General features: G+C 72.1%; 21 protein-coding genes. 10 read left to right on the forward strand and 11 right to left on the reverse strand.

Features of this window, described 5'->3' with window-relative positions; translation table 11 throughout:
• Position 1 precedes the first annotated feature (1 nt).
• Genes P5P86_RS08335 through P5P86_RS08345 form a run of 3 tightly spaced genes read left to right on the forward strand, consistent with a single transcriptional unit; the run spans position 2 to position 2,138 of the window.
• Complete coding sequence (locus P5P86_RS08335; protein ID WP_280610854.1) at positions 2-763, forward strand: lysophospholipid acyltransferase family protein; 762 nt, start codon at positions 2-4, stop codon at positions 761-763.
• Complete coding sequence (locus tag P5P86_RS08340; RefSeq protein WP_280610855.1) at positions 760-1,257, forward strand: flavin reductase family protein; 498 nt, start codon at positions 760-762, stop codon at positions 1,255-1,257. The genes P5P86_RS08335 and P5P86_RS08340 overlap by 4 nt, the downstream gene beginning before the upstream one ends.
• Complete coding sequence (locus tag P5P86_RS08345) at positions 1,254-2,138, forward strand: hypothetical protein (RefSeq protein ID WP_280610856.1); 885 nt, start codon at positions 1,254-1,256, stop codon at positions 2,136-2,138. Before P5P86_RS08340 ends, P5P86_RS08345 begins: the two co-directional genes overlap by 4 nt.
• A 316-nt stretch (positions 2,139-2,454) precedes the next feature.
• On the opposite strand, the gene P5P86_RS08350 is transcribed toward P5P86_RS08345, so the two are convergent.
• From P5P86_RS08350 to P5P86_RS08360, 3 genes are read right to left on the reverse strand one after another with little or no spacing between them, the layout of a single operon-like run.
• On the reverse strand, positions 2,455-3,939 hold the full coding sequence (locus tag P5P86_RS08350) for an FGGY family carbohydrate kinase (protein ID WP_280610857.1): 1,485 nt from the start codon (positions 3,937-3,939) through the stop codon (positions 2,455-2,457).
• Positions 3,936-4,766 (reverse strand): DUF1028 domain-containing protein, encoded by an 831-nt coding sequence (locus P5P86_RS08355; RefSeq protein WP_280610858.1) that lies wholly within the window; start codon positions 4,764-4,766, stop codon positions 3,936-3,938. The genes P5P86_RS08350 and P5P86_RS08355 overlap by 4 nt, the downstream gene beginning before the upstream one ends.
• Entirely contained in the window at positions 4,763-6,172 is a 1,410-nt protein-coding gene (locus P5P86_RS08360; protein WP_280610859.1) for a hypothetical protein, read from the reverse strand. The genes P5P86_RS08355 and P5P86_RS08360 overlap by 4 nt, the downstream gene beginning before the upstream one ends.
• Positions 6,173-6,262: 90 nt before the next feature.
• On the opposite strand from P5P86_RS08360, the gene P5P86_RS08365 reads away from it, so the two are divergent.
• Together P5P86_RS08365 and P5P86_RS08370 are read left to right on the forward strand one after the other, a co-directional pair.
• Positions 6,263-7,939: an APC family permease gene (locus P5P86_RS08365; protein ID WP_280610860.1), complete on the forward strand. Its 1,677-nt coding sequence runs from the start codon at positions 6,263-6,265 to the stop codon at positions 7,937-7,939.
• A gap of 83 nt (positions 7,940-8,022) precedes the next feature.
• A complete protein-coding gene (locus P5P86_RS08370; protein ID WP_280610861.1) occupies positions 8,023-9,579 on the forward strand; it encodes a lipase family protein in 1,557 nt (518 codons plus the stop codon).
• Between the two features lie 80 nt (positions 9,580-9,659).
• Here the strand turns inward: P5P86_RS08370 and P5P86_RS08375 are convergent, their stop codons facing one another.
• Positions 9,660-10,457 (reverse strand): endonuclease/exonuclease/phosphatase family protein, encoded by a 798-nt coding sequence (locus tag P5P86_RS08375; protein ID WP_280610862.1) that lies wholly within the window; start codon positions 10,455-10,457, stop codon positions 9,660-9,662.
• A gap of 31 nt (positions 10,458-10,488) precedes the next feature.
• Between P5P86_RS08375 and P5P86_RS08380 the strand changes: the two genes are divergently transcribed.
• Positions 10,489-11,085 carry a nucleotidyltransferase domain-containing protein gene (locus P5P86_RS08380; protein WP_280610863.1) on the forward strand — a complete coding sequence of 199 codons (597 nt, stop codon included), beginning with the start codon at positions 10,489-10,491 and terminating at the stop codon, positions 11,083-11,085.
• Here P5P86_RS08380 and P5P86_RS08385 read toward each other — a convergent pair.
• Positions 11,069-12,013 carry a quinone oxidoreductase family protein gene (locus P5P86_RS08385; RefSeq protein WP_280610864.1) on the reverse strand — a complete coding sequence of 315 codons (945 nt, stop codon included), beginning with the start codon at positions 12,011-12,013 and terminating at the stop codon, positions 11,069-11,071. The two genes, P5P86_RS08380 and P5P86_RS08385, sit on opposite strands and share 17 nt — an antisense overlap.
• Positions 12,014-12,069: 56 nt before the next feature.
• Between P5P86_RS08385 and P5P86_RS08390 the strand changes: the two genes are divergently transcribed.
• Together P5P86_RS08390 and P5P86_RS08395 are read left to right on the forward strand one after the other, a co-directional pair.
• Positions 12,070-13,401 (forward strand): class II 3-deoxy-7-phosphoheptulonate synthase, encoded by a 1,332-nt coding sequence (locus P5P86_RS08390; RefSeq protein ID WP_280610865.1) that lies wholly within the window; start codon positions 12,070-12,072, stop codon positions 13,399-13,401.
• A gap of 153 nt (positions 13,402-13,554) precedes the next feature.
• Positions 13,555-14,562, forward strand: coding sequence for a threonine aldolase family protein (locus P5P86_RS08395; RefSeq protein WP_280610866.1), 1,008 nt, complete (start codon positions 13,555-13,557; stop codon positions 14,560-14,562).
• A gap of 78 nt (positions 14,563-14,640) precedes the next feature.
• Here P5P86_RS08395 and P5P86_RS08400 read toward each other — a convergent pair whose 3' ends face one another.
• The 5 genes from P5P86_RS08400 to pknB all read right to left on the reverse strand — a co-directional run bounded on the left by P5P86_RS08400 (position 14,641) and on the right by pknB (position 19,538).
• Positions 14,641-15,102: a GNAT family N-acetyltransferase gene (locus P5P86_RS08400; protein WP_280610867.1), complete on the reverse strand. Its 462-nt coding sequence runs from the start codon at positions 15,100-15,102 to the stop codon at positions 14,641-14,643.
• A gap of 20 nt (positions 15,103-15,122) precedes the next feature.
• A complete protein-coding gene (locus P5P86_RS08405; RefSeq protein ID WP_280610868.1) occupies positions 15,123-15,575 on the reverse strand; it encodes a zinc ribbon domain-containing protein in 453 nt (150 codons plus the stop codon).
• Between the two features lie 62 nt (positions 15,576-15,637).
• Positions 15,638-16,537, reverse strand: coding sequence for a DMT family transporter (locus tag P5P86_RS08410; protein ID WP_280610869.1), 900 nt, complete (start codon positions 16,535-16,537; stop codon positions 15,638-15,640).
• Positions 16,534-17,448: a deoxyribonuclease IV gene (locus P5P86_RS08415; RefSeq protein WP_280610870.1), complete on the reverse strand. Its 915-nt coding sequence runs from the start codon at positions 17,446-17,448 to the stop codon at positions 16,534-16,536. The genes P5P86_RS08410 and P5P86_RS08415 overlap by 4 nt, the downstream gene beginning before the upstream one ends.
• 68 nt (positions 17,449-17,516) lie before the next feature.
• Entirely contained in the window at positions 17,517-19,538 is a 2,022-nt protein-coding gene (pknB, locus tag P5P86_RS08420) for a Stk1 family PASTA domain-containing Ser/Thr kinase (protein ID WP_280610871.1), read from the reverse strand.
• A 107-nt stretch (positions 19,539-19,645) separates the two neighbouring features.
• Between pknB and P5P86_RS08425 the strand changes: the two genes are divergently transcribed.
• Positions 19,646-20,065, forward strand: coding sequence for an Rv2175c family DNA-binding protein (locus P5P86_RS08425; protein ID WP_280610872.1), 420 nt, complete (start codon positions 19,646-19,648; stop codon positions 20,063-20,065).
• 80 nt (positions 20,066-20,145) lie between these two features.
• Here the strand turns inward: P5P86_RS08425 and P5P86_RS08430 are convergent, their stop codons facing one another.
• The gene (locus P5P86_RS08430) at positions 20,146-21,213 is read right to left on the reverse strand and encodes a polyprenyl synthetase family protein (protein WP_280610873.1); all 1,068 of its coding nucleotides are present in this window, start codon (positions 21,211-21,213) and stop codon (positions 20,146-20,148) included.
• A gap of 40 nt (positions 21,214-21,253) precedes the next feature.
• On the opposite strand from P5P86_RS08430, the gene metF reads away from it, so the two are divergent.
• On the forward strand, positions 21,254-22,144 hold the full coding sequence (gene metF, locus P5P86_RS08435; RefSeq protein ID WP_280610874.1) for a methylenetetrahydrofolate reductase [NAD(P)H]: 891 nt from the start codon (positions 21,254-21,256) through the stop codon (positions 22,142-22,144).
• The last annotated feature ends 13 nt before the right edge of the window (positions 22,145-22,157 follow it).

Below are 22,157 nucleotides of genomic sequence, written 5' to 3' on the forward strand. Positions count from 1 at the left end.
CGTGAACGAGAAGACGTTCTACTCGGTGCTCAAGCACGTCGTCATCGGCCCGTGGCTCAAGCTGGTCTTCCGGCCCCGGTGGGAAGGCGTGGAGAACGTCCCCACCACCGGCCCGGCGATCCTGGCCAGCAACCACCTGTCCTACTCCGACTGGCTCTTCATGCCGCTCGGCCTGCCGCGGATGGTGCGGTTCGTGGCCAAGGACGAGTACTTCACCGGCAAGGGCCCCAAGGGCTGGTTCCAGCGGACGTTCTTCGCCGGCACCGGGAACGTCCCGATCGATCGTTCCGGTGCGTCCGCGGCCGAGGGGGCACTGATCGCCGCCCGTCGCGTGCTGGGCGACGGCGAGCTCTTCGGCATCTATCCCGAGGGCACCCGCTCGCACGACGGCAAGCTCTACCGCGGCCGCACCGGCGTGGCCCGGCTGGCGCTGGAGACCAAGGCGCCGGTCGTCCCGGTCGCCGTGATCGGGACGGACGTCATCGCGCCTCCCGGCAAGAAGTTCGGCAAGATCGTGCAGCCGGTGATCCGCTACGGCAAGCCGCTGGACTTCTCCCGCTACGAGGGCATGGAGAACGACCGCTTCATCCTGCGGGCCATCGCCGACGAGATCATGTACGAGATCCTCCGCCTCTCCGGTCAGGAGTACGTCGACCTCTACGCGACCGAGGCCAAGAAGCGCGACACCGGCACCTCGGGTGAGCGGTCCGGCGACCGTGCCGACGACAAGCGCAACCGGACGGGCGACAAGCCGGCCGCGTGACGATCCACAGCGGTCACCCGTTCCCGACCGAGGACGACCCCGTACGGCGGCTACGCGGTCGGCTTGGTGGCGCTGTCGCGCTCGTGACCCACGGGTCGGGTGCGGACCGGGCGGGTCTGACCGTCTCCTCGCTCATGGTGGCCCAGGGCACGCCGGGGCGGCTGCTGCTGCTCGTCGATCCGGACAGTGAGCTGGGCGAGTCCCTGGAGGTCGGCTCACGGGCGGTGGTGCAGCTGCTGGCCTGGTCGCACCGCCAGCTGGCCGAGGCCTTCGGGGGTACGGCGCCGGCTCCCGGCGGCCCGTTCCGTACCGGTACGTTCGAGGACTCCGAGTGGGGGCCGCGGCTCGTGGACGCGGCCGCTTGGGCGGCGGTGACGGTCGAGGAGCTCGCCGAGGTGGGCTGGTCGCTGCTGGTGACGGCGCAGATCGACCACATCGAGCTGGGTGAGGACGCCGAGGCGCTGCACCACCGCCGCGGACGCTTCCAGCGATGACCGCCGATGCGCTGCTGGCGATCGCGGAGGATCTCTACGGCCTGCCGCTGGCGCAGTTCACCGCCGCGCGCGACGCCCGGGCGCGTGAGCTGAAGGGCCAGCAGCTCGCCGGGCCGGTGAAGGCACTGCGCAAGCCTGCGACCGCGGCCTGGGTGGTCGACCTGCTGGTACGCCGCGAGAACGACCAGGTGACCCGGATGATCGCCGTCGGCGATGCGCTGCGGCAGGCCCAGGAGGGGATGGACGCGGCAGCGCTGCGCGAGCTGACCAAGCAGCGGCGCCAGCTGACCGCCGCCCTGACGGTGCGGGCGCGGGCCCTGGCGAGGTCGGTGGGACTGAAGGTGACCGAGCAGGTGGCCGAGCAGGTCGAGGAGACGTTGACGGCCGCGATGATCGACCCGCTCGCAGCCCAGGCGGTGCGCTCGGGCCTGCTGGTGGCTCCGCTGCGCGCTACCGGTGTCGGCCCGGTGGACGCGGCCTCGGCGGTGGCGCTGCCCGACGCGCTCGGGTTCGCGGCCGCGCCGGTCGCCGATCCGCCCGTCTCGCTGCGCGTCGTCCCCGACCCCGAGCCCGATCGGCGAGCCCTGGAGGAGGCCCGGGCGGCACTGGCCGAGGCGGACACCGCGGTGACCGAGGCGGAGGCGGAGCGGGACGCTGCCGCGGCCGACCTGGAACGGCTGCAGGCGCGGTCGCTCCAGGTGCAGGCGGAGCTCGATGAACTCCGGCGCCGGCTCGCCGAGCTGGAGGAGACCGCCCAGGAGGTCGACGACGAGCTCGCCGAGGCCGAGGAGACCCATACCCAGGCGGAGACGGCCGTGGCGTCCGCCGTACGCCGCCGGGACGCTGCCGCCCAGGTCGAGTCGGGCCTGCGTCCGGGTTGAGTGGGGCCTGCGTCCGGGTTGAGTGGGGCCTGCGTCCGGGTTGAGTGGGGCCTGCGTCCGGGTTGAGTGGGGCCTGCGTCCGGGTTGAGTGGGGCCTGCGTCCGGGTTGAGTGGGGCCTGGACCGGGACGGAGCCCCGACTCGACCGGGACGGAGCCCCGACTCGACCGGGAGGGAGCCCCGACTCGACCGGGAGGGAGCCCCGACTCGACCGGGAGGGAGCCCCGATTGGACCGGGAGGGAGCCCCGATTGGACCGGGACGGAGCCCCGACTCGACCGGGACGGAGCCCCGACTCGACCGGGACGGAGGCCCGAATCAACTCCAGGACTTGGCCCGCTCCACCGCCTTCAGCCACCGCGCGTGATCGGCGTCGGCGCTGGAGCGGTCGGCCGCCGGCGAGAAGGTCCGGTCCAGGGCCCAGGTCTCGCGCAGGTCGTCGTACGACGACCACACCCCGACGCCCAACCCCGCCAGGAACGCCGCCCCCAGCCCGGTCGTCTCGACGTGGCGCGGGCGCGACACCTCGAGGCCCAGCTGGTCGGCCTGCAGCTGGCACAGCAGGTTGTTGGCGGCGGCGCCGCCGTCCACCTTGAGTGCCCGGACCGAGGGCATCGTGGCGACCACGTCGCGCACCTCGAAGGTGATCGCCTCCAGCGTCGCCCGGACGATGTGCCCGCGTGTGGTGCCGCGGGTCAGCCCGATGATCAGGCCGCGCGCCGTCGGGTCCCAGTGCGGTGCGCCCATGCCGGTCAGGGCCGGCACGAACACCACGCCGTCCGAGGACGGCACGGTGGTGGCGATCGCCTCGGTCTCGGCCGCAGAGCCGACGATCTGCAGTCCGTCGCGCAGCCATTGCACGGCGGCGCCGGTCACGAAGATCGAGCCCTCCAGGGCGTAGGTCAGCTCGCCCGCCGGGGAGCGCCACGCGGCGGTCGAGAGCAACCCCGCATCCGAGCGGACCACGGACGAGCCGGTGTTGGTCAGGATGAACGAGCCCGTCCCGTAGGTGCACTTCACCTCGCCGGGCGCGAAGCAGGTCTGCCCGAACAGAGCGGACTGCTGGTCGCCGGCGATCCCCGCCACCGGCAGCGACAGGTCCAGGAAGGAGCGTGCGTCGCTGACGGCGAGCTCGCCCCAGTTGGGTACCAGCTCGGGCAGCGCATCGCGCGGTACGCCGAAGAGCGCGCACAGCTCATCGGACCAGTCGCCGCTCTCCAGGTCGAAGAGCAGGGTGCGGCAGGCGTTGGAGACGTCGGTGAGGTGGTGCAGGCCGCGGGTCATCCGCGCGATCAGGTAGGAGTCGACCGTGCCGACGGCGTACCGACCCGATTCCACGTGCGCCCAGGTGTGCGGCTCGTGCTCGCGGATCCAGGCCAGCTTGGTCGCCGAGAAGTACGGATCGAGCCGAAGCCCGGTCAGGGCGGAGACCCGGTCCTCGTGTGCGGCCATCTCCGTGCAGAGTCCGGCGGTGCGCCGGTCCTGCCACACGATGGCGCGGCGCGGCGAGCCGAGCGTCTCGCGGTCCCAGAGGACGACCGTCTCGCGCTGGTTGGTGATGCCGATCCCGGCCAGCCGCTCCCGGCCGACGCCGAGCAGCGCCTCCCGGCATGCCTCCAGGGTCGCCTGCCAGATCTCCTCGGGCACGTGCTCGACCCAGCCCGGCCGAGGGAAGTGCTGGCCGAACTCCTGGTAGCCGCGGGCGAGGATCCCGCCGTCGCGGCCGACCACCAGTGCCGTGACCCCGGTGGTGCCGGCGTCGATGGCCAGGATCGCGCGATCGGCGCCGGCCGGATCGCTCATGACGCCCGGACGATCGCCAGGATCCGCTGGTCGATCCAGGACAGGTCCTCGGCCACCCGCATCTCGTAGTTCTGCGCACCCACCCACGACAGGAAGTCACGCGAGCCCTCGCGCTCGGCGAACGCGCTCAGCTCGGCCTCGAGCTCCGGGGTCACCGGCACCTTCTCCTCCTCGGTGGAGGCGGTCAGGTAGAGGTCGTTGAGGTCGAGCAGCCGGGCGAGCTCGGCGATCGGATCGCCGTCCGGCAGGGAGCCGTTGTCATCGACGCGCAGGTCGACGGCGATGTCGTCGGCGCCGCCGTACCCCGCCTCCTCACGTACGACGAGGAGCGCGGCCGACTGCCGTCCCCGCGAGTCACCCCCGGCGGCGTCGCCGGCGGTGAGCGCGGCCAGCAGACGCCGTGCCAGGTCGGGTTCCTCGGCGCTGTCCAGCCAGGCGCGCTCCATGGCCTCGACCACCTCCGAGCCGGTGAGGATGTTGCCCTGGATGGCGTAGCCCTCGCCGGTCAGGCTGCCGGCCCACGGAAAGCAGGCCGGGCCCGTGTGCGAGGCGGCACCGCCGTCCACGTCGACGATGCCGACCTGCCGGTGGTCGCGGCCCTCGTCCTCCTCGAGCAGCCGCTGCAGCGCGACAGCGGCGGTCGCGCCGTCGTCGAGGTGGGCCAGGGCGAGGCCCTTGTAGGCGACGTTCGCACTCGCCTGGGTGGCGATGGCGCCCACGCCGGCGACGGCGGCCGGCACGGCGTTGCCCACCGCGAGGAACTTGGAGGCGACGGCCACACCCCACGTGCTGCCGTCGGCGGACCTGGCCACGATCGAGAACGTCATGACGCCGAGGTTAGGGCACGCGCGAGCGTCGTGCCCGGAGCGGTGAGCACGACCCAGCCGTCGTCGTCGAGTGCGGTGGTCCAGCCGTCGCGGTGCAGCGTGTCGACGGCGCCGGTGCCCCAGCTGAGCAGCGCGGCGCACCTGACGTCGTACTGCTCGAAGACGCCGACGTAGGGCGAATCGGCGGCGAGCACGCTCAGGTCGAGGATCCGCTCGGGGTAGGGATCCTGGCGATTGTCGGCGAAGACCGGCACCTGGGGGGTGAACCAGATCAGGTACGCCCCGGAGTCGTAGCTGGTGTAGACGTGCCCGGGGCAGCGCTCGATCGCCCGCGCGACGGGGGTGCTCATCGGGTGCCAGCCCAGGTCGTCGGGCGGGGCGAGGTAGACCAGTGCCGTCACCACCGCTGCGACGACCGCTGCACCGGCCAGCACCGGTCGGCCGAACGGCACGGTGTCGTGCGCGCGCACCGCCGGCCGCTCGCGTCGCAGCAGCACGACCAGCAGCGGCGTCGCGGCCAGGACGAACATCGTCATGTTGCGGTTCGCGTCGATCGCCAGCGGCAGCACCGCCAGCGTCGAGACCAGACCCAGCTTCGCCTCGAAGGTCCCCAGCCGCCGGCGGCGTACGGCGAGGGCCAGCACCGTCAGCCCCACCCACACCCAGAAGGCCAGTGTGTAGAAGGTCAGGTGCTCGTACGCCGGGCGCCACTCGGTGATGCGCTCCTCGAACGGACGGCTGCCGGACGTGAGCACGTAGTGCCACAGCCCGGTGCCCAGCGGCGTCGCCAGCGTGGCGAGCGCGCCGAGCGCCGTCACGACCAGCAGCACCGGCAGGTGGCGGCGGTGCCAGAGCGCCGCGACGCACGCCGAGCCGAGCGCCAGCCCACCGAAGACGACCCCGCCGTGCGCGTTGGCCCACACCAGCATCACCGGCACGCACCACCACCAGCGCCGGTTGCGCAGCAGCCACAGGGTGAGCGCGAACAGCAGCATGCTGAGCACCTGCGGGCGCAGCGCCCAGCCGCCGATGACACCCGGGACCGCCAGGATCAGCACCACGAGGTCGGTACGCCGTACCTCGCCCGCGGCGGTGGACAGCGCGAGGGTCCCGCCTGCGATCAGGCCGACCGCGAGGGTGAGCAGCGGGAGGCCGCCGACGGCGTGCAGCGCGTAGGCCAGCACCTGCCAGAGCCACTCGTGGTCGGGCCAGCGGTCGCCGTAGGCGGTGTAGGAGTAGCGGTCGGTCAGGCTCACGGTGCGGCGATGCCAGATGTCGCGACCGGCCCGCAGCGCCCACCAGGTGTCGCCCTGGGCAGGGGAGGTGCAGGCCGCCACGGCCGTGGCTACCAGGAGGACCAGGCGGCGGCCGAAGACGGGGAACGACACGCCTGCGGACCGGGGCACGGGCGTGACTCTACGGCTGCGTGGCGCGTGGGATGTGTCGCATCGGGGCACTAGCCAGTGCTGGACGAAATACGGCAGGAGGTATGCGCCATGACCGACAGTCCCACCACCGACTCCGCCGCCTCTGGTGGCGGGGGCCGCAGCGGCGCCTCGCTGGCCCGTGAGATCGGCGTGATCGGTCTGCTCTGGGCCTCGATGGGCTCGATCATCGGCTCGGGATGGCTCTTCGGTGCCCAGAAGGGCCTGATCAACGCCGGACCGGCCGCGATCCTTTCCTGGTGCATCGGTGGCGCCTGCATCCTGGTGCTCGCGCTCGTGCACGCCGAACTCGGCGCGATGTACCCCCTCTCCGGCGGGTCGGCGCGGTTCCCGCACTATGCCTTCGGCGGTGTCGCCGGGGCGGGCTTCGGTTGGTTCTCGTGGCTGCAGGCCGTCACCGTGGCCCCGATCGAGGTCTCGGCCATGATCCTGTACCTCACCCACTACGACTTCGCCAGCGGCTGGCTGCGTCAGGACCAGACGCTGACCCACACCGGCCTGGCGGTGGCGATCGTGCTGATGGCGATCATGTGCGTGGTCAACTACCTCGGCGTACGGATCCTCGCGTTCACCAACAGCGCGCTCACCTGGTGGAAGGTGATCGTCCCGGTCTTCACCGTGGTGATCGTGGTGCTCTTCTCCAAGAGCGGGCTGCACACCTCGAACTTCCACGCCGCCGACGGCTTCGACCCCGGCGGCGTCAAGGGCATCCTGGTCGCGATCCCCGCCGCCGGCATCATCTTCTCCTACCTCGGCTTCGAGCAGGCCGACCAGCTGGCGGGGGAGTCGAAGAACCCCAAGCGTGACATCCCGCTGGCGGTGATCGGCTCGATCGTGCTGGGCCTGATCATCTACATCGGCCTGCAGATCGCCTTCCTGCTCGCGCTGCCGCCGTCGGTGATCGGCGACACCTGGAGCACGATGAGCAAGCCGTACTTCGGCTCCTTCGACGGCCCCTGGGCGCAGGTCGCCTCCGGCGTCGGCCTCGGGTGGCTGGCCAGCGTGCTCTACCTCGACGCGGTGGTCTCGCCCGCCGGCACCGGACTGATCTACACGGCGGCGGGATCGCGGGTGTCCTACGGCCTGGCGCGGAACAACTACTTCCACTCGGTCTTCGCGAGTCTGACCCGGGCGCGGGTGCCGTGGTTCGGGGTCCTGATCTCCTTCATCGCCGGCTGCGTCTGCTTCCTGCCCTTCCCGAGCTGGCAGTCGCTGGTCGGGCTGATCACCTCGGCGTCGGTCCTCATGTACGCCGGAGCGCCGCTCTCCTTCGGTGCCTTCCGGCGCCGGCTGCCGGATGCCGAGCGGCCGTTCCGACTGCCGCTGGGCGAGGTGTTCGCGCCGCTGGCCTTCGTGGTCTCGACCTGGATCATCCTGTGGACCGGTTGGGAGACGCAGTGGAAGCTCGGCATCCTGATCGTGCTGGGCAGCCTGCTGATCTTCAACCGCGAGATGGACCGCGAGCACATGAACTGGCGGGCCGCCTCCTGGCTTCCGGTCTACCTGATCGGCATCGGGGTGATCACCTACTTCTCCACCTTCGGCGGTGACGGCGCCTCCAGCCACCAGATGGGCGTGTGGCCCTCCCTCGGCCTGACCGCCGTGCTCGCCCTGGTCGTCTACTACTGGGCCGTGGCGGTGGCCCTGCCCCGGCACGTCATCGAGCGGATGATCGAGGACGTCGTGGTGCCGGAGGAGGAGGACCTCGCCGTACCCGCCGGTCACTGACGCGGGCTCGCGGCGCCCGCCGGCCAGGACACGCCGGAGGGGCGCTGTGCATGCGGAGCGAGCGGTGGGCGATGATGTGGCGCATGTCACTCCTCACCCGCGCTGCCGCCGCCCTGGCCGCCGCAACCGTCGTGCTCGCGCCGAGCGCGCTCGTGCTCAGCCCGGCACATGCCGATCCCGCCGCGATCCCGCTCCCGTCGGCGGACAGCTTCTACACGACCGACGCCGGCAGCCTCGGCGACTACACCCACGGCGAGGTGATCGCCAACCGGCCGGTCAGCGTGACCCTCAACGACGTCTCGGGCACGCCGCAGGGTCCCTACACCGCGAAGCAGGTGCTCTACCGGACGCGCAACGCGTCCGGCGGCATGAGCGAGACGGTGACCACCGTGATCCAGCCCAGCGTTATCAACCCGGCTGCGCAGAGCAAGGGTGTGGTCGCGTACCTGAGCTACTACGACGGTCTCAGTGACACCTGCGATCCGAGCTACACGCTCCAGGGTGCGACCCCGAACGGGGAGAAGTTCGTGATCGATGCCTTGCTCGCGGCCGGCTACACGGTGACGATCCCCGACTTCGAAGGGGAGACACTGGACTGGGCGGCCGGTCACGAGGCCGGGTGGGACACCCTGGACGCGATCACCGCCACCGAGCAGAATCTCGGCCTGCCCGCGAGTACCAAGGTCGGCATGATCGGCTACTCCGGCGGCTCGATCGCGGGGGAGTGGGCGAGCGAGCTCGCGCCGTCCTACGCTGCCGGGCTCAACATCGTCGGCGCCGCGATCGGCGGTGTGCCGGTCAACCTCGCGCACGTGATGAAGTACGTCGACAGCAGTGCCGACAGCGACCGTGCGAACTGGGCGGGCGTGATCCCGGCCGCCATGGTCTCGCTGAGCCGCGGATACGGGGACGACTTCAGCGACATCCTGAGCTCCGAGGGCCTCGCGGACACCCAGGCGGTCGCGGACAAGTGCATCGGCGACTTCGCCGCGAACTATCCGAGCCTCCATGTGGCCGACCTGCTCAAGCCGAACGTCGACTTCTTGAACCTGCCCGACGTGAAGCAGATCGTGAGCGGCCTGGTGATGGGCGAGGGGGCCACGCCGAAGACGCCGATGCTGATGGTGCAGGGCAATGCCGACGGGATCGGTGACGGCGTGATGGTGGCCGCTGACGTCAAGGCGCTCGCCACGACCTACTGCAAGGCCGGTCTCCCGGTGCAGTACACCGAGCAGGCGGGCAAGCATGCGGCCGTAGGCGCGTCGTTCATGCTCCAGGGACTCAGCTATCTCGGCGATCGGTTCGCAGGCAAGAGCGCTGCTACGAACTGTGCGACTCTGCTCCTCAAGCCCATGGCGCCGCCCACGACCGTCCACGCCACCATCAAGGGCCACTCGAAGGGCAAGAAGGACGTGCTCGTGGTGACCGTCAAGGGCAGCGTGAGCGCCGCCGGCGCGACGGTCACGATCACCAAGGCCGGCCACAGCAAGGTGCTCGGCCACGGTGTCGTCGCCGCCAACGGCAAGGTCACCATCAAGGTCAAGGACCACAACGGCTCGGCCAGGACCCGCTACAGGGCTCACGTCGCTGCCACGGCGAAGACCTCGAGTGCTACCACGAAGGTGCTCAAGCTGCGCTGAGCTCGGGTAGTCCGGGGCGCACGTCAGGTCTTCTGGCGGATTCGCCCTGATCTGCGCCCCGGACTACCCCAGCGAACGCCTCAGCCCGCCGCCTCCACATCGACCACCAGGGCCAGGTGGTCCGAGACCGGCAGGCGGCGTACGGAGGCCTTCGCGACCAGCCCCTCGAAGCCGTCGGCCAGGACGTGGTCGAGCTGGACCTGCGGCGTCCGCACCGGGAAGGTCGGGCAGCGCGCGCCGAGTGGCCGCATCCCGCTGACCCTGGCCGCCTTCGCGGTGTCCATGTTGAGGTCGCCGGTCAGCAGCAGCGGGCGGGGTGCGGCCCGTAGCGAGCGGACCAGGGTGCGCAGCTGATGACCGTTCCACCACGGCAGGAAGGACAGGTGGGTGGTCGCCACGGTGAGCTGGCCCAGCGGCGAGTCGATGCACGCCGCCACCGCCACCCGCGGCTCCTCGCGGACCAGCGTGGGCAGGCGCTTGCCGTGGAACCGCATCGGCGCCGGCCCGGGCACCACCGGCAGCCGCACCACCTCCCACGAGACCGCCGGGAAGCGGCTCAGGAGTGCGATGCCGTAGGCGGCCGTGTCGGGTTGCTCGGTCCCCGTCGCAGCGGTCCACGTCGCGCCGGGGCTTCCGGAGAGAGCTGCCACGAACAGGTGGTCGTCCGCGCCCATCGCCTCGGCGGCGACAGCGGTCAGGTCCGCCCGCCCGGACCGCGCCTGGTTGCGATCCACCTCCTGGAGGGCGAGGACGTCGGCCTCCAGGCTGGCGATCGCCTCGGCGAAGATGGCGATGTCGACCTCGTCGCGTTCGGGGGAGCGGCCGTGCAGGATGTTGAAGGTCACCAGTCGCACCCGCGTGCGGTACCCGTTCGGCATGCCTGATCACCCCCTGGGGTATCGGGGCGCCATGCCAGACGAGGTACGCCACGGGCTTCGGGAGGCCCTCAAGACCGTCGCCGTAGCCCTCAAGGCGGTCGGCGTCCCGTTCGCGCTGGCGGGCGGCTACGGCCTGTGGGCGCGAGGTGGTCCCGAGCCCGACCACGACGTCGACTTCATCGTGGCCGAGGACGACGCGCCGCGCGTGATGGAACGGCTGGCCGAGCACGGTCTGCAGGTCGTGCAGCCCCCGGAGGACTGGCTGTTCAAGGTCTTCATCGGTTCCGGCCCGGCCCAGCCGGCGATGGTCGACGTGCTGTACCGCAGCGCCGGGTCGCCGGTCACGCGCCGCCACTTCGAGGGCGTCGACGAGCTGGAGGTCGAGTCCGTCGCCATGCCGGTGCTCTCCGCGACCACCCTGATGATCGACAAGATGCTCGCGATGGAGGAGCACGCCTGCAACCTCTCCGCTGCCCTGCCGGCGGCGCGCGCCGTGCGCGAGCAGGTCGAGTGGGACAGGGTTCGCCACGCTGTCGCGGACAATCCCTACGCCTCGGCGTTCCTCTACCTGCTCGACCGGCTGCGCATCGCCGACCAGCCCGGCGCGCGGGTCAGGGGAGCAGGATGACCTTGCCCGCCGCGTGATTCTCCGCGACGAACCGGTGAGCCTCGCGCACCTCGCTCAGCGGGAACTCGCGGACGACCCGGACCGCCAGCTTGCCTTCACCGGCCAGCTGGGCCAGCGGAGCGCGGGCAGCGTTGCGGATCTCGGTGCCCGGGTCCGCTCCCGGTGCGCCGCCGATGCCCTGGATGCCCACCTCGGCACTGCGCGGCGAGACCACGACGGTCACCGAGCGCTCGCGGCCGACCAGGTCGAGGGAGGTGGCCAGCGACTCCTCGGTGCCGGCCGCGTCGATCGATGCCGTGGGAGCGCCGGTGTCGGCGGCCGCGGCCTGGATCCGCTCGCGCACGCCCTCGCCGTACGCCACCGGCACCGCCCCGAGCGACCGCAGCAGGTCGTGGTTGTGCGCCGACGCGGTGCCGATGACCCGCGCACCGCGCAACAGCGCCAGCTGGATCACCGCCTGCCCGACGGCCCCTGCGGCGCCGTGCAGCAGGACGACGTCGCCCTCGCCGACCCCCGTGACCTCGAGGGCGTGGACCGCGGTGACCCCGGCGAGCAGCAGCCCGGCGGCCTCCGGCCAGGGCAGTGCCGCGGGCTTCGGTACGACGTCGGCGGCCGGCACGATCAGCGCCGACGCGTAGCCGCCGTCGATCCGGAACGCGATCACCTCCTCGCCCACGGTGACCTGGGTGACGTCCGGACCGACCGCCTCGACGACGCCCGCGACCTCGTAGCCGAGACGGAAGGGACCGTCGGCGTTGCCACGCATGCCCTGGCGCACCTTCAGGTCGATGGGGTTGACCCCGATCGCACGCACCTCCAGCCGGACCTGGCCCGGGCCGGGCTCGGGCAGCTGCTCCTCGCGGAGCCGGAGGACGTCGACGTCACCGTGCTCGTCGGCGCTGACATAGGTCGCAGTGAGCTCGCTCATGTCCGCGACAACCGGCGTCGTGCCCGGGGCATTCCGAAACGCCGTAGGCTTGTCGGGTGATTCCGTCCCTCGAAGAGCTTCACCAGATCGGCGCCGCCCAGCAGCCGACCTACCCCGACCAGGCCGCCGTCGACGCGGCGGTCGCCCGGCTGCGCACCCTGCCGCCGCTGGTGTTCGCGGGCGAGTGTGACGAGCTCAAGGACAAGATCGCTGCCGCATCGCGGGGCGAGGCGTTCATCCTCCAGGGTGGCGACTGCGCCGAGACCTTCGTGGATGCGACGGCCGACAACACGCGCAACAAGCTGCGCGTGCTGCTGCAGATGGCGGTCGTGCTCACCTACGCCGCGTCCGTGCCGGTGGTGAAGATCGGTCGGCTCGCGGGGCAGTACGCCAAGCCGCGCTCGAGCGACACCGAGACCCGCGACGGCGTGACCCTGCCGGCGTACCGCGGCGACGCGGTGAACGGCTACGACTTCACCCCCGAGTCCCGCATCCCCGACCCGCAGCGGCTGCTCGAGGTCTACCACGCCTCGGCCTCGACGCTGAACCTCGTGCGCGCCTTCACCACCGGTGGCTACGCCGACCTGCGTCAGGTGCACGCCTGGAACTCCGAGTTCGTGCGCAGCAGCCCGGTGGGCGCCCGCTACGAGGCGATGGGCAAGGAGATCGACCGCGCGCTGACCTTCATGAAGGCGATCGGGGCCGATCCGGACGAGTTCCACCGGGTCGACTTCTACTCCAGCCACGAGGCGCTGCTGATGGAGTACGAGCACGCCCTGACCCGGATCGACTCGCGCACCGACGACCCGTACAACGTCTCGGGCCACTTCGTCTGGATCGGCGAGCGCACCCGGCAGCTCGACGGTGCCCACGTGGAGTACTTCCGCCACATCCGCAACCCGATCGGCTGCAAGCTCGGTCCCACCGCAACCGCCGACGACGCCCTGGCCCTGGCCCGGAAGCTGAATCCGGACAACGAGCCGGGCCGACTCACCTTCATCACCCGCTTCGGCGCCGGCAAGATCCGCGACGGACTGCCGTCGCTGGTGGAGAAGGTCACCGCCGAGGGTGTCGACGTGGCATGGATCTGCGACCCGATGCACGGCAACACCTTCGAGGCCTCCAACGGCTACAAGACGCGGCGGTTCGAGGACGTGCTCGACGAGGTGCAGGGCTTCTTCGACGTGCACCGCTCCCTCGGCACCGTCCCGGCCGGCATCCTGGTGGAGAACACCGGCGACGACGTCACCGAGATCATCGGTGGCGGCGAGGAGCTGTCCGAGCAGGGGCTGGCACACCGCTACGAGTCGGTCGTCGACCCACGGCTGAACCGGGTGCAGTCGCTGGAGATGGCCTTCCTGGTCGCGGAGATGCTGCGCAAGAGCTGAGAGGTCACGTTCGCCCGGTGGAGGGGTCATCGCGTGACGTCTGACCACGGCCCCGGCGGCCGACCCATGCCCGGCGGGTGGATCTGCTGCGGACGTATCCGACCACTCGACCCGCAGGAAGTGACGCCTCGGGGCGGTGGGTAGGTTGAGTCCGTGATCGACCTGCGCTCAGACACCGTCACCAAGCCCACCGAGGCGATGCGCGCGGCCATGGTCCGCGCCGAGGTCGGAGACGACGTGTACGGCGAGGATCCCGTCGTCGCCGAGCTCGAGGAGCGTGTCGCCGGGCTGTTCGGCAAGGAGGCGGCGCTGTTCACCCCGACCGGCTCGATGGCGAACGTGCTCGCCGTCCGCACGCTGGTCGAGCCGGGGCAGGAGGTGCTCTGCGAGTCGGCCGCCCACATCGCGCGCGCCGAGCTGGGCGCCCACGGCGCGCTCTCCGGGATCACGATGCGCACCTGGTACGACCCGCGCGGTCAGGTGGATCTGCCGACCATCGCGGCGATGTTCGCCCCCGACCTGGGTCCGTTCTTCGTGCGGACCACAGCGATCGCTGTGGAGAACACCCACAACTTCGCCGGCGGCGCGGTGCTGCCGATCGAGGACCTCGAGGCGCTGCGCGGCTTCGCCGACGCCCAGTCCACGCCGGGCGCCAAGGTCGGGATCCACCTCGACGGCGCTCGGATCTGGAATGCGCACGTGGCCACCGGGACGCCGCTGAGCCAGTACGGCGCGGTCGCCGACGTACTCGCCGTCTGTCTCTCCAAGGGGCTCGGCGCTCCGGTCGGCTCGCTGGTGGTGGGCAGCGCCGAGGCCATCGCCGAGAGCCGGGTACGGCGCAAGCGGCTCGGCGGCGGGATGCGTCAGGTCGGCATCCTGGCCGCGGCCGGACTGTACGCGCTCGACCACCACCTCGAGCGGCTCGCGGAGGACCACGCCCATGCCCGGCTGCTCGCCGAGGCCTGCGGGGTCGACCCGGTGACGGTGCCGACCAACATCGTGGTCGCACCGCGCGAGGACGCCGCGGGTTTCGTGGCCGCCGCTCGCGAGCAGGGCGTCCTGATCGGTGCCGTCGGCGCCAAGGCGGTCCGGCTGGTCACGCACCTCGACGTCAGCAAGGCCGATGCGGAGCGGGCTGCGGCGGTGCTGGCGCGGCTGTGAGGCCGGCGGTTTTGACCCCTGGGGGTCGAAACCGCCCGGCGGTCGTGACCCCCAGGGGTCAAAACCGCGCAGCCGCGCTCACCGCACCCAGTGGAACTGCACGATCTCCTCGCCGTCCTGAAGCTGCGACCGATGCGCGGTCTCGGCGAAGTCGGCGGCCAGCAGCACCCGCTGTCCGCGGCGGTTGTCGGCGCGCGCCCAGGCCGAGAGTCGGTCCCACCGATGCTCCTGCAGGCTGCGCAGGAGCTTGGTGCCGACACCGGATCCCCAGACCGCCGGATCGACGTACAGCATCGACACATGACCCGTGTCCGGCTCGGGCGAGCCGTCGACGAACTGCTCGGCCAGCAGCATCCCGGCCGGGCGCGTGCCGTAGTGGGCGAGCAGCAGCAGCTCGGCGCGATCGATCTTCTCCTGCACCCGGCTGGCACGCAGCTCGCCGGCCGGGCGTCGGCGCGCGTGGTTGGCCGCACGCCAGACCCGCATCGCCAGCTCGCGCTCCGGCGTCGAGCTGACGACGTCGACGAGGATCCGGGGCATTCCCGAACGATAGCCGTGCCTCAGCGCAGCAGCAGGAACAGCCCCAGCAGTACGACGAGGAGCATCGCGCCGAGCGCGGCCGTCGCCGCGACGGCGACCGCGACCCGGCCGCTCCTGGCGTGCCGCACCGACGGAGCAGGCGGGGTCGTTGCGGAACGGGCCGAGGCGAAGAACGGCGCCGGCGCCGGATCGACCACCGGCAGCCGGGGCCGGGTGAGGACGCGATCCTGCGGCTCCACGAGGGGTGCGACCGGCACCCGGGCCGCGAGGCGTTCGCGCGCCGGGCGTGCGACGACCGTGGCGTCGGGCAGCTGCGAGACCGAGGGCGGCCGGCGTCGGGTCACGGCGACGGTGCCGTCGGCGTACAGCGGGTAGCGCGCGTTGCCCGGTGCCTCGTGTCCGCACGCCGGGCAGAACCGACCCCGATCGAGGCCTCGGCCGAGTTCGGTGCCGCACCGCCCGCAGAACTCCATAGGTGCCAGGCTTCCCGCGGCAGCCGTGCTCAAACCCGATCCGATCACGGCGGCCGGGCCGGTCATTGCGCCGGATGCAGCACCTCGGACTCGACCTTGCGCCGCGGCGCGAGCTCGACCAGCAGCATCGCGGCCAGCACCATCACGCCGCCGACCATCATCCGGAGCGTGGCCGACTCCCCGCCGAAGAGGACCGCGAACAGGGCGGCGAACACCGGCTCCATCGACATGATGACCGCCGAGCGGGTCGGGGGCAGGTGGGCCTGGGCCCAGACCTGCGCGAGCATGCCGAGGGCTCCGACGACGACGCCCATGTAGGCCATCCGTGCCCAGTCCACGCCCGTGTGCGGCAGGGTGAGGCCGCCGGGTGCCGCTCCGGCCAGGCAGATGACCGCTATCACCCCCAGCTGCACGATCGAGGAGCCCATGGACGTCTCGGGCGTCGACCACGCACCGAGGCCGCAGATGTGGAGGGCATAGAGCAGGGCCGAGGCCAGCACGAGCAGCTCGCCGGCTCCGACCTGGAGACCACGCAGGGAGAGCACCGCCATTCCGGCGGTGGCCAGCACGACAGCGATCCGGGCCGCTGCGGGGATGCGCTGGCGGAGCAGAGGTGCGGCCAGCAGGGGTGTCATCACGACGTAGAGGCCGGTGACGAACCCGGCGGTCGAGGCGGGGGTTCTGTCCAGGCCGGTGGTCTGCAGGATCTGGGCGAGGCCGTAGACAGCACCGAGCAGCAGGCTCCGGGCCAGTGCCGGTCGCGGGAGGCCGAGCACCGCCCGGGGAGCGACCACGAGCAGGGCGATCACGGCGATGGCGAACCGGACGCCGAGGTAGTCGAGTACCGGCACCCGGCTGAGCAGGTCCTTGGTCATGAAGAACGTCGAGCCCCACCCCATGGTGAGGGCGAGCAGCGCCAGCGCGCCGAGTGACTCCGTACCCGGCCGTCCGGGTCGGGTCATGCCACCGGCGCTGCGTTGGGTCGCAGGGCCTGTGCCTCGGCGCGTAGGGCCTTCAGCAGCGGGAGGTCGGGGGACCCCGGCTCGCCCGAGCCGGGTGTCTCCAGGATGAACGGCACGCCCGCTGTCGCCGGATGGGCGAACAGGTCGCGGAAGGCGTCGGCGCCGATGTGGCCGGCACCGATGCGCTCGTGCCGGTCCCGGAAGGCCCCGCGCACGTCCATCGAGTCGTTGGCGTGGATCAGTCGCAGCCGCCCGGCGCCACCGATCGCGACGATCCGATCGAGCGTGGCCGCGACACCACCCGGCTCGTCGAGCGGCGCGCCGGCGGCGAACACGTGGCAGGTGTCCAGACAGACGGCTGCCTTCGGATGGAAGTCGAGTGCACCGAGGTACGCCGCCAGGTCCTCGACGCCGGCACACAGCGAGCGCCCCTGCCCGGCCGTGGGCTCCAGGAGCAGCCAGGGCCCGTCGTCACCGAGCGTGTCCAGGACCGGTAGCAGCGCCTCTCGCACCCGGCCGAGCGCCGCGGCGTACTGCTCCTCGGCGTCGCCGTCGGTGGACGCCGGGGTGACGAACGAGCCGGTGTGCACGACCACCCCCTCCGCGCCGATCCGGGCGGCTCGCGTCAGGTTGTGCGCGAGCACCGCCGCGGACCTCTCGTAGGTGGCCGGCGTCGGGGACCCGAGATTGACCAGGTACGGCGCGTGCACGTAGGCCCGGATGCCGCGGGCCTCGAGCTCGGTCCGGAACGCCCGGTCCTCGGCCGGCTTGCCAGCCGAGAGGGCCCAGCCGCGCGGGTTGCCGACGAAGATCTGGAAGGTCTCGCAGCCGAGTGCGTCGGCTGTCGCCAGCGCGCCGGCCCGGAGCCCCTTGCCGACGGGGACGTGGGAGCCGATGGGGTTGCGCAGCACGAGGGAGAACTCTAGGCGTTGTGAGTGCCGGCGCGGCGCCGGGGCAGCGCCTGGCACTCCCCGCTCGCTCAGAACAGCGAGAGCGTCACCGTCGAGCCCTTGCGGACCTCGGTGCCGGATCCCGGATCGACCGAGATCACGTAGCCGAGGCCGGCGTAGAACTCCGAGTGCTTCACCACGACCTTGAGCCCGAGCGCCTCCAGCTTCGAGGTGGCATCATCGACGCCGCTGCCCCGCAGACCGCCGGGGATCGTCACCACCGGCGGCCCCTTGGAGACCAGCAGCGTCACGGTGTCGCCCTTGTAGAGCGTGCCGCTCCCGGGGGACTGGCTGATCACCTGACCCTGGGGGATGCTCTCGCTGTAGTCCTGAGTGGTCCTGACCACCAGACCGCGGCCGGTGAGCACCTCCTCGGCGTGCTTGGCGCTCTTGCGGACCCAGGTGCCGACCTTGATCGGCTGGCGGCCCTTGCTGACGGTGATCGTCACCGCCGTACCCGGGCGCAGCACGGTGCCCGCCTTGGGCGAGGTGCTGATGACCTGACCCGCCGGGACCGTCTCGGACCAGGCCTGGGTCGGGTCGGGGACGTCCATCTTGATCTGGGCCAGCGCCGCCCTGGCCTGGGCCAGCGTCTTGCCGGCGAGGGACGGCACCGCGTACTGCTCGATGCCCTTGGAGACGGTGATCGTCACCGTCCCTCCGTGCAGCACGCGGTCGCCGGCACCGGGATCGGAGGCCATCACCTTGCCCTCGGCGACGGTGTCGGAGTAGGCCGGATCGGACACCTTCACCTCGAGCCCGGCCGCCTGCAGCTTGCTGGTCGCAGCGGCCTGGGTCAGCTGCAGCACTCCCGGCGTGGAGGTGTAGCGGGCGAAGCCGAACCACCACGCGCCGAGGCCCACGGCGACGGCGAGGAGCAGCGCCAGCACCGCGAGGATCGGTCCGCGCCGGCGCCGACGGCGGCCCCGGCCGGAGGGGGCAGCGGTCTCCCGGCTCGCGCTGGGCGTGGTGCGCACGTGCTGCGTGCGACCGTCGGGCAGGTACGTCGTGGGCGAGCGCAGCGCCTCGGTGCGCTCGGCGTACGCCGTCTCGGGATCGGCGTGCAGCGCCCCGGCGGGCAGCGCCAGGTCGGCGACCAGCGCCGGGTCGTCGGTGACGCCGTTGGCCAGCGCGTGCTGGACCCGGCGCAGCAGATGGAGGAAGACGCCGGCGTCGGCGGGGCGCAGCGTGCGGTCGCGCGCGGTGGCGCGGGCCACGAGCGCGTCGACGTACGCCGGCAGGCCGGGCACCTGCCGCGACGGTGGTGGAACGTCGGCGTGGACGTGCTTGTAGGCCACCTGGATCGGCGTCTCGCCCGCGTGCGGCTTGGTGCCGGTGAGGAGCTCGTAGAGCAGTACGCCGGCAGCGTAGACGTCGGCGCGGGCATCCGCGGTGCCGTCGGTGACGAGCTCGGGCGCCATGTAGGAGACGGTGCCGATGAGCACGCCGGTCGAGGTGTGCTGGGTCTCGGAGGTGACGGCGCGGGCCAGGCCGAAGTCGGCCACCTTGATCTGGCGGCCGTCGGAGGAGATGAGCACGTTCTCGGGCTTGACGTCGCGGTGCACCAGGCCCGCCCGGTGGGCGGCGGCCAGCGCGCCGAGCACGGGCTCCATCACCGCCAGCGCCTTGCGGGCCGGCATCGGGGCCTCAGCGATCACGGTGTCGCGCAGGGTGTGACCGGGGACGTACTCCATCGCCAGGAAGACGGTGCCGTCGTCCTCGCCCTGGTCGTAGACGGCGACCACGTTCGGGTGGGCGAGCCGGGCGGCGGCGCGCGCCTCGCGCACGAAGCGGGCCGCGAACGCGGCGTCGTCACCGCCGCCGTCGCCGAGGCCGGCATGCATGATCTTGACCGCGACGATGCGGTCGAGCCGCTGGTCGTGCGCCTGGTAGACGCTGGCCATCCCGCCACGGGCGATCCGCTCGGTGATGCGGTAGCGCCGGTCCAGCACGCGGCCGATCATCGGGTCGCCGGCGGCGCCGGAGGAGGCGTGCGCACGACGCTGCGCGCGCGACTCGTCGCGCGTGCGACCACGTCGGTCTGGCTGCACGTGGAACTCCTCCTGCTGACCCGGGCGGGGAAGGCGACCGGGACCCCCATGGTACGGAGGCGGGAGCGAGTTTCCCGCCGCGACACGTGAGGTGGGAGAGTGAGGCCATGTCCGAGCACAACCCTGAGCACGCCGCGGCTCCCGCCGCCGACCAGCCTCGACTCGCCGATCACAACCTGGCCGAGCTCGTCACCGACTGGCTCGACTGGGCGCAGGCGGGCAAGCTCCTCGGGGTCACGCCCGCCAAGGTCCGGACGCTCGTGCGCGAGCACCAGCTGGCCGCCGCCGTACCGAACCCGGGGGAGAAGGGTGCGGGCCAGCGGGTGCCCGCGCTGTTCGTCCAGGACGGCTTCCCGGTCAAGGGACTGGCCGGGCTGCTGACGGTGCTGCACGACGGCGGGTACGACGATCGCGAGTGCATCGCGTGGCTGTTCCTCGACCAGGACCTGCCCGGCCGGCCGATCGACGCGCTGCGGGAGAACCGCGGCTCGGAGGTCAAGCGCCGGGCGCAGGCGATGGCGTTCTGACGTCGGGGTAGTCCGGGGCGCACATCAGCCCTCCCGGCCGACAACCCCTGATTTCCGCCCCGGACTACCCCGCCGACGGGCTACAGCGCCCGCTGGGTCGCAGCCGCGGCCAGCCCGCGCAGCACCTCCTGGGCAGCGCCATCGATCGGGGCCGACTCGAGCGCGGCCACGGCCTGCCGGCACAGCTCGGTGATCATCGTCTCCACCCGCTCCTGCGCACCCGAGCCGGTGATGAGCGCGCGGAGCCGGTCGACCTCCGCCGCGGAGAGCTGCTGGCCGAGCGATGAGTCCAGCAGCTTCGCCTCCTCGACCGAGGCGCCGTCCAGGGCGAGCGCGACCAGCACCGTGCGCTTGCCCTCCACCAGGTCGTCGCCGGCGGGCTTGCCGGTGGTCGCCGGATCGCCGTAGACGCCCAGCAGGTCGTCGCGCAGCTGGAACGCCTCGCCCAGCGGCAGGCCGAACGCGCTGAGCGCCTCCAGCTCGCCGGCCGAGGCGCCGGCCAGGGCGGCGCCGATGTGCAGCGGCCGCTCGATCGAGTACTTCGCCGACTTGTAGCGCAGCACCGTCATCGCCGTCTCGATCGAGGCGTGCCCGCGCGCCTGCACCGACACGTCGAGGAACTGGCCCGCTATCACCTCGCTGCGGGTGACGTCGAACAGCCCGAGCGCCGCCAGGGTCACCGCGACCGGGAAGCCGGAACCGCGCAGCATCTCATCGGCCCAGGCCTGCAGGATGTCACCGAGCAGGATCGCGCCCGCTGCGCCGTACTGCTCGGGCGAGCCGCGCCAGCCCGACTCCCGGTGCTGAGCCTCCAGCACGCGGTGGGTGGAGGGGCGACCGCGGCGGGTGTCGGAGGCGTCCATGAGGTCGTCGTGGACCAGCGCCGAGGCGTGCAGCAGCTCGAGGGAGGAGCAGGCGCGCAGCAACGCTGCCTCATCGGGCACAGCGGCCTGGAACGCCCGGTGACCCCAGTAGCAGAAGGCCGCCCGGAACCGCTTGCCACCGGTCACCGACACCCGGGCCTGCGCGACGAGCCGGGAGGCGTCGGCACCCAGCGGGGCGAGCAGCCCGGCCTGGGCGTCGAGGAACGCGTCGAGCGTCGTCTGGACGCTGCTGCGGAAACCCTCGGCGTCCCACGTACTGCTCACGGCTCAACCCTAGCGGCGGGTCGACCCTAGACTTCGGGTCATGTCAGAGGTCTCACCGCAGGGCATCGCCGAGCGGCTCCGCTCGGGTGAGCGCTCCTTCTCCTTCGAGTTCTTCCCGCCGAAGGACGAGGCCGGGGAGACGCAGCTGTGGCGGGCGATCGAGGCGCTGGAGCCCTACCGTCCGACGTTCGTGTCCGTCACGTACGGCGCCGGCGGGTCCACCCGCGACACCACCGTCCGGGTGACCGGCCGGATCGCCCGCGAGACCAGCCTGCTGCCGATGGCGCACCTGACCTGCGTCGGGCACACCGTCGCGGAGGTGGAGGGCGTGCTCGATGCGTACGCCGCCGCCGGCATCGCCAACGTCATGCTGCTGCGTGGTGATCCGCAGGAGGGCCCGCGCGCCCCGTGGACGCCGACCGAGGGCGGCCTGACCTATGCCAGCGAGCTGGTCGAGCTGGTGCGGCGCCGCGGCGGGTTCGACATCGGCGTGGCCGCCTTCCCCGAGGGCCACCCGACCGCCGCCTCGCTGGACGCCGACGCCGACGTGCTGGCCGCCAAGGCCCGAGCGGGTGCGCAGTTCGCCGTGACCCAGATGTTCTTCAGCGCCGACGACTACGTGGCGCTGGTGGAGCGGGTGCGCGAGCGCGGCGTCGACCTCCCCATCCTCCCGGGCATCATGCCGATCCTGAACCTCGGCGCGATCCAGCGTCAGGGCGACCTGATCGGCACCTCGGTGCCGGCGGGTGTGGTCGAACGGATCCAGCGCCACGGCGAGGACAAGGCGGCCATCCGGGCCGAGGGCATCGCCATCGCCGCGGAGCTGTGCGAGGAGCTCTTGGACCGCGGTGCACCGGGCCTGCACTTCTACACGCTCAACCGCTCCACCGCGACGCTGGAGATCTTCGACCGGCTCAACGTCCGGGTCTGAGCCGGGCTCGGCC

Source organism: Nocardioides sp. BP30, from assembly GCF_029873215.1.
Lineage (GTDB): Bacteria > Actinomycetota > Actinomycetes > Propionibacteriales > Nocardioidaceae > Nocardioides.